The sequence below is a fragment of the Marinilabilia sp. genome, assembly GCF_016278715.1.
Taxonomy (GTDB): Bacteria; Bacteroidota; Bacteroidia; order Bacteroidales; family Marinilabiliaceae; genus Marinilabilia.
In genome coordinates this window covers 1-7,103 of sequence record NZ_JADQBH010000325.1, presented here as the reverse complement: position 1 = coordinate 7,103, position 7,103 = coordinate 1, and the positions used below count along the sequence as shown (strand labels likewise).

Genomic DNA, 7,103 nt, shown 5'->3' with positions numbered 1-7,103 from the left:
GATGAGTTTTGACGATTACGATAAAAGAACCGTAGTTTTTAGAGCGAAAGCTGCCTAAGTCTTGACTTTTTTTTGATTACTTTTTTTGTGTCAAGACAAAAAAAGTAATTCAGGGTTTAAGGGATGAAATCCCTTTTGGGAAATGCTTAGGACAGTTACAAAGAACAATTAATAGGGAGATATGCCCGGCCGCACATTCAGTTCCGAGCTATACCGTTACGGCTATCAGGGCTGCGAGCGCGATCCCGAAATGTCAGGCGGCGCAGGCTACACCACATATTTCAGAGCCCTCGACCCCCGCATAGGCCGCTGGCTCACCCCCGACCCGAAAGTATTCCCCTGGCAGAGCCCGTATGTTTCGATGGATGGAAATCCAATATTAAATATTGACCCATTTGGAGACAAAATTCGTTTTGCGAAAGGTAATGGGTTCTCTTATAACCTAAGATTAGTTGGCCGAATGGCATTAGGTGCTATCGTTTCTAAAACATTTAGATATTATTTATTTAAAGCTCTGACTAGTGAGCATGTAAATACTTTCAGTAAAGATAGATATTGTTATGTAGCTTCTAATGTAAGAGTTCGCATACCTCGACCAGAACCTAAGATTGTTTATGGTTTTGATGAAGACGGCAACTATAATGCAAAAACTGTACCTCCCTCCGCAGAGGAAATTACAGCGTGGGGAAAAGTGAACAAAGAATATGTTCACCCAGGAGCTCAATTGGGCGTGGGAGTGGGTACAACCATAAACTTCAATTTAGATTCCGATTTTGAATCAGGTTTAATAGCAGGATTGGGACATGAGTTAAGACATGTTTATGATTTTAATAGAGGACTTATGCCTAAGCCAGATGATGATTTGTTTCTACCAGGAACTGATAATTATAGGTGGTTTGGAACAGAGCATGAAAAAAGGGCCACTAGAGTTGAAAAATATATTTCATTTGATGTTAATAAGTTTTTTGTATTTGGAAAGCGGGCAAGATTGAGGCAAACCTACTATGAAACTGTTGACAGAATGCAATATACTCGCTATAAAGAGCAAAAAAGAAAAAACAAATCAGAAGGAAGGATAAAAAATCCAAGGCGTATTAGAAGGCAAAACAGAAAAAATAGAAAACGCTAAACTTTTCAGGTTATGAAGAAGATATTTTTTGTTAGTTTACTGTTGTTGATTGTGTCCAATGTATTTGGAACTAGACAGCTGCCTGATTTTATAATCATTGAGGGAGATACCGTTTTTTTGTTTAACTATCCTCTTGAGGAAGTAAAAAATCCTACTGTTAAAACAAGAATAGATTCTTTTGTTAGGAATTATTACACGCCCTGTTCTGGATGTTATAGAGGTTATCAAGCAACCTGGCAATTAAAATCGGAAAAATTATATTTGAACGAAATAAGAGAATGTTGTTACTTGAAGAGGTATTGGATTACTTCATCTAATTTGGATAGTTTGAAGAAAGAGGGGATTCCTGAGATAATGCTTCAAGAATTATATAAAGTAGATAGTAATAAAAGTTTTATGAATTATGAGTTAAAGGACTTTTTAAATAAAAAGTTTAAAAGAAAACTTGTTAAAAAATATCTACCTATAATTTATGAAGTTACAAAAGATAAAGAGGCGAAGGTTTCAGCGGGTTTACTATTAGCTGAAAATGCAAAATGCGAACAGGTGCTTGCAGACTGGTATTCTGGAACTTTGTACTTTGAATATAAGGATTTGGAGTGTGTGTTTATTATAAAAAACGGTGAGGTTGTTGATAAAAATGCTTTTTAACTCTGCTCGGCTAAGTCCGCAACTTCGTCGTTTAGAACCACCGCTAGGCGAAGTTTGCAACTTCGTCGTTTAGCGCTTGTAGTCTGCAGACTACTTCTTTCGGTTGTAGTTGCAAACTACAGATTTGATTCGAAGTAGATGCCGCTCCGCTATGCCGCTTTGCCTGCAAAGAAACTTCGACGAGTGGAAGTTGTTTTGGCTGTCGGATTGCAAATCCGCCAGGACGGAGCCAATAAAGAGATGGCTGTGGGCGGGGACAACCATTGATGGAATAAGATATGTTTAATATTGCTGATTACTTCTGTTATCAAAGAAAGCTACAATTTCAATATACTTATCTTTTATTTGATACACCACAGATGTTTGTGATGTGATAACACAACGCCTCAGGGTTTTATTCCTGAACGAAGGTGGGCAAAGATTTTTTGTGTTTGAAGCCTGTTTAAGAGGCTGTTAGCCTTGGATTCGAAGTCCTCAGCTTCTTTAATTGTCCATTTTTCAAGAATCTGAGAAAGGGTTTTTAGATATGTCCTTTCTGCTAAGGGAGACCAAAAAATGGCATATTGTGTCATAATCGTCCAAGTAATTGATCGACTTTATTCTTTACTTTATTGTAAGGAATGCCCTCTCCGTCATCAAGTTGTTTTGATCCGGTATTGATGTCTTCTTTTTCAGTAGCTTACTTTTATAGCATCGCATCCCGAAGAACATCGCCAGATCTCATGCTCCCGCTGTTTGTTCACTCACAAACTCCCCCGGTGTGACCTGAAATTCCTCCTTAAACACCCTGCAAAAATAGGAGGGATCGCTAAAACCACAGAGATATGCCACTTCGCTAATGGTTTGGTTGCCCTCGGTTAGCAGGCGACTCGCATGTTTCAGCCGGTTTTGTTTAATCAGTTCACTGACCGATTGGTTGGACACCGCCTTGAATTTTTTGTAAAATACACTGCGGCTCATGCCCGATTGTTCAATCACCGCATTGGCATTGAATTCCGGGTCTTCGAAATGCTCCTTTATGATGTCCAGCATTTGCTGAAGAAATTCCCGTTCTGTTTTCCTTATCTGGCTGTCGGGGTTAATGGTCAGGTCCTGCCTGATTAGCTGGTGTTTCAGGCGTTCCCGCTGTTTAATGAGGTTTCGGATTCTGGTAATCAGTATATCTTCATCAAAAGGTTTGCAGATGTAGTCATCGGCTCCGTTTTCAAACCCTTCCATACGTCCTGTTCGCGAAGTGTCGGCTGTAAGTAGAATCACCGGGATATGCGATGTGCGGAGGTCTGTTTTTATTTTTTCGCACAATTCAAAACCATTAATGCCAGGCATCATCACATCGCTGATTACCAGGTCGGGAATAATGGTTTTTACTTGTTTCAACCCTGCTTCCGCATCGGTTTCTGTCGCCACATAAAAATAATTTGTAAGACTCTCCCGGATGGTTTCGCAAATCTCGGGATGATCGTCCACTACCATTATGGTGATATTTTCGGAAGGGGAAGATAATCGTTTTGATGTGGGCGATCCAAGGGTTGTAATTTTAGAAATCAGATTTAGGGAAGAGCCGGGCGTTACTTCCAGAATCTCTTTCTCCCTGACGGGAAAATGAACGGTAAAGGTAGTCCCCTGGTTTGGTTTTGAGTCCACCGAAATGGTGCCGTTCAGCAGATCGGTAACCCGCTTCACCAGGTTCAGTCCTATTCCACTGCCAATATTGGTTCCACCCTGGGTATAGAAACGGTCAAATATTTTTTCGACCTCCTGTGTCGGAATTCCGCTTCCTGTATCCGATATTTTTAGAAACAGGGTTTGGTCATTCAGCCCGGTTTCAATAAAAATTTCACCGTTTGCCGGAGTGAATTTCAGTGCATTTGAAATCAGATTTGTGAGGATGAGGTCAATTTTTTCCTGGTCGTGAATTATCAAGAGCCTGGAGTGGGTTGTTTGTAAAAAGAGGTTTATTTTTTTTGTTCGGGCCTGATAGGCAAAGTTTTCGGAAATTTCTTTTACCGACCGGATAAGGTCAAACGGTGTTTTACTGATGGGCATAGCCCCGTTTTCGATGCGCCGGAAGTTCAGGACCTGATCCACCAGCCTGTTGATCTTTAGAAAATTGTGGTGGATGACTTCAAGTTCCTGGGTGTTTTCCCATTTCTTTCTCAATTTGTTCAGGGGATTGAGGATTATGGTAAGGGGTGTGCGCAGTTCGTGCGAAATATTGGTAAAAAACTGCAACTTCATCTGTGTAAGTTCCTCTTCTTTTTCTTTTTGCAGATGGTCGAGCCACAGTTTATTCTTCATATTTACTGAGATGATGGTGTACCGTCTGAAGAAATAGAGGGTCAAAAGAATCAGGATAATGTATCCGATTTTTGCAGGAGGTGAAAGCCACCATGGTGGAAGTATGGTAATGCTGACAGATTCTGCTGTAGCATAGTTGTGTGTGGTGCCGGTGGTTGCGGATACAAGAAATGTGTATTGGCCCGCGTTCAGATTGGTGTAAGTAGCAGAACGACTCTGGGCGGCGTCTATCCATTGACGGTCAAAGCCTTCCAGTTTGTAAGCATATTTTACTTTTTGAGGATGCAAATATTCGGGTGCTGCAAATTTGATGGTGAAAACCGATTGGTCATGTTTTAATTCTACGCTTCGGCATTCGTTAATGTGTTTCATGAGGGGTGCTTCGGGGGTCCCAATTGCCGCCGGTTTATTGAAGAGCAAAAAGTTGCAGAAGGCAACAGAAGGATACCGGGTTTCAGTTTTGAGGCTTCCGGGGTCAAAGACGTTGAAGCCGTTCATTCCGCCGAAGAAAAGTCGGCCATCATCGGTTTTGAGGGCCGAACGCCTGTTGAATTCCAGCCCCTGAAGACCGTCGTGAATGTTAAAATTCTGAATGACCGGGCTTTTAGGACCGGAAGTTCCGTTAACGATGCGGGAAAGTCCTTTTTTGGATGATATCCACAAATTACCTGATGTGTCTTCCAGAATGGCATTGATGGTGTTGTCGGGAAGGCCGTTCTGAATTCCGTATTTGATAAATGAGGAGTCTTTCCTTACGAAAAGATTCAAGCCGTTTTTTGTGCCAATCCAAATGTTTTCTTTGCTGTCTTCAAAGAGACAAATCGCATTGTCGGAACTGATACTGCCGGGATTGTGTTTTTCATGAACGAAAGTGTGAAATCTCCCTGTCTCCTGATTAAACACATTGAGCCCCCGGGTGGTGGAAATCCATATTTCTCCGCTGCTGCTTTCCAGGAGTGTCACCACCCAGTTGTTGCTTATGCTGTTCACCGGGTTGCCAAACATGTATCTTTTGAAGTTCTGTTTGTCCGGATTATATCGGTTCAAGCCACCACCGAGAGAGGCTACCCAGATTGTTCCATGACTGTCCTCAATTATTCCAAAAACATGATTGTTTCCTAATGAATTGGGATCCTTCGGATCGTGCTTGAAGTTCCTTTTTTCTCCGGTCTCAGGATTGTACACAATGATTCCGTTGTCCCAGGTACCAATCCAAATCCGACCTCGTTTGTCGCGCAAAAGTGACCAGACTATTTCAGGCTCCTGATTTTTTGTCCGGGGAAAATAAAGGCTTATTTCTCCTGAGTGTTTGTTCAGAGTGTTCAGCCCATTTTCAGTACCAATGAGAATTTCGTCTTCCAGTTCGAGAAAAGTATTTACTGAGTTGCTGGTGAGGGTGTTTTTTGCCCCGGGAACAGAATAATAGTGACCGAACCGAAAATGGTTTTTGTGGTAAAAGTTTATTCCGTTGGAATATAATCCAATCCAGATGGTTCCTTTGGTGTCTTTGTACAAGGAGTGGATTGAATTGAAGGAGAGAGCATATTTATCTACAGGTGAATGGGTGAAATGCTTAATACGCCCAGAGGAGGTCTTTGAGAATGGGGGTTCCAGTATGTTTAAACCTCCGTTTTCCAGTCCCAGCCAGATGTTACCTTCAGGCCCTTCTTCAATGGCGAGTATGGCGCCTTTGCTGATGGAGCCCGGCTGCTTCGGGGTATGATGAAATGTCTTAAGTGAAAAGTTGGTGTGGGTTGAATCAGGTTCAAGCATTGCCAGACCGGAGGAAGTTGTTCCCAGCCAGATTCGGTCATGGCTGTCAATCAGCATGCTATTGATGAAACCATCGGTGAGAAGTGTGTTTTCAGCAGTTGGTTTTTGGAACAGTGCATTGGGTATTTCCCGGACTTTGAACATAAATGCTCCATCTTCTCCGGCCATATAGATGTTTCCCTGACTGTCTCCCGATATTTTTTCGATTTTCAGGTTTTTGTTGATCTGTAGGACGGATAATGATTTGGGGTTGAGGAGGTAAAGTCCTCCGGGAGAGCCTATCAGAAATTCACCATTGGGGAGTTCAAAGATGTCGGAAACATAGTTGTGCAGATCCGGAATGCTTATAAACCGGTCTTTATCCCGAAGGTACAGGTTTATTCCCGAATGGGTTCCTACCCAGAGGTTCTTGTCTTCATTCTCATAAATTACATTGATGTTGTTGTCATTGAGGCTTTCAGCGGAATCTCCGCTGTATTTGTAGGTTTCAAACTGATAGCCATTGTATTTGTTTAGGCCGTCGCTTGTGCCAATCCACAGAATACCGCGGGAGTCTTCCAGGAAACATTTCACCCAGTTACTGGAAAGTCCATCTTCCACATTTAGGTTTTTAAACCTTACAGATTGGGGATTGGCAGCCAACAATAGGGGTGCTACAAGGAGCAACAGAATAGCAATGGGGGTTTTGGGGTACATAACTTTGCATTAATGGGTTGCTGCAAAATTAAATGTTTTTTATTTTATTTCATGAATTTTGTCATATTTTTCAAATTTTGCGACCGGTTAATAAACAATCACCAAATTATACGACACCTTCAGCGTCGATATTTTATATTTTTGCGAAAGCTATAAACATAAGAGCCCTTCAGGCTCCGTTCCCTTCAATAAAAGGACATGACCCCGAAAACTCTATTTTCCTCAATAATAAAGGCATGACCCCGAAGGGAGTCAAATATTTATAGATGTAATTTTTAAATGAGAATGGACCCCCCAATTAAATTTTACGACACCTTCAGCGTCGATATTTGGTGTTTTGCGAAAGCTATAAACATAGGAGCCCTTCAGGCTCCGTTTTCTTCAATAAAAGGACATGCCCCTGAAAATTCTATTTCCCTCAATAACAAAGGCATGACCCCGAAGTGGGTCAAATATTTATAGATGTAATGTATGTGTAAGAAACGACCCCCAATTAAATTATACGACACCTTCAGCGTCGATATTTGGTGTTTTGCGAAAGCTATAAACATAGGAG

General features: G+C 41.6%; 5 protein-coding genes. 3 read left to right on the top strand and 2 right to left on the bottom strand.

All coding sequences use genetic code 11. The features are described from left to right. Nucleotides 1-181: 181 nt before the first annotated feature. The 3 genes from QZZ43_RS19505 to QZZ43_RS19495 all read left to right on the top strand — a co-directional run bounded on the left by QZZ43_RS19505 (nucleotide 182) and on the right by QZZ43_RS19495 (nucleotide 2,047). Complete coding sequence (locus tag QZZ43_RS19505) at nucleotides 182-1,129, top strand: RHS repeat-associated core domain-containing protein (protein ID WP_291862866.1); 948 nt, start codon at nucleotides 182-184, stop codon at nucleotides 1,127-1,129. Nucleotides 1,130-1,141: 12 nt separating this feature from the next. Beyond that, the gene (locus QZZ43_RS19500; protein ID WP_291862863.1) at nucleotides 1,142-1,780 is read left to right on the top strand and encodes a hypothetical protein; all 639 of its coding nucleotides are present in this window, start codon (nucleotides 1,142-1,144) and stop codon (nucleotides 1,778-1,780) included. Nucleotides 1,781-1,918: 138 nt separating this feature from the next. Continuing rightward, nucleotides 1,919-2,047 (top strand): hypothetical protein, encoded by a 129-nt coding sequence (locus tag QZZ43_RS19495; RefSeq protein ID WP_291862860.1) that lies wholly within the window; start codon nucleotides 1,919-1,921, stop codon nucleotides 2,045-2,047. 453 nt (nucleotides 2,048-2,500) lie between these two features. Here QZZ43_RS19495 and QZZ43_RS19490 read toward each other — a convergent pair whose 3' ends face one another. Both QZZ43_RS19490 and QZZ43_RS19485 read right to left on the bottom strand, forming a co-directional pair. Beyond that, nucleotides 2,501-6,547, bottom strand: coding sequence for a two-component regulator propeller domain-containing protein (locus QZZ43_RS19490; protein ID WP_291862857.1), 4,047 nt, complete (start codon nucleotides 6,545-6,547; stop codon nucleotides 2,501-2,503). A 365-nt stretch (nucleotides 6,548-6,912) separates the two neighbouring features. After that, nucleotides 6,913-7,103 (bottom strand): hypothetical protein (locus QZZ43_RS19485; RefSeq protein WP_291862854.1); only part of this gene is annotated, 191 nt, incomplete at its 5' end.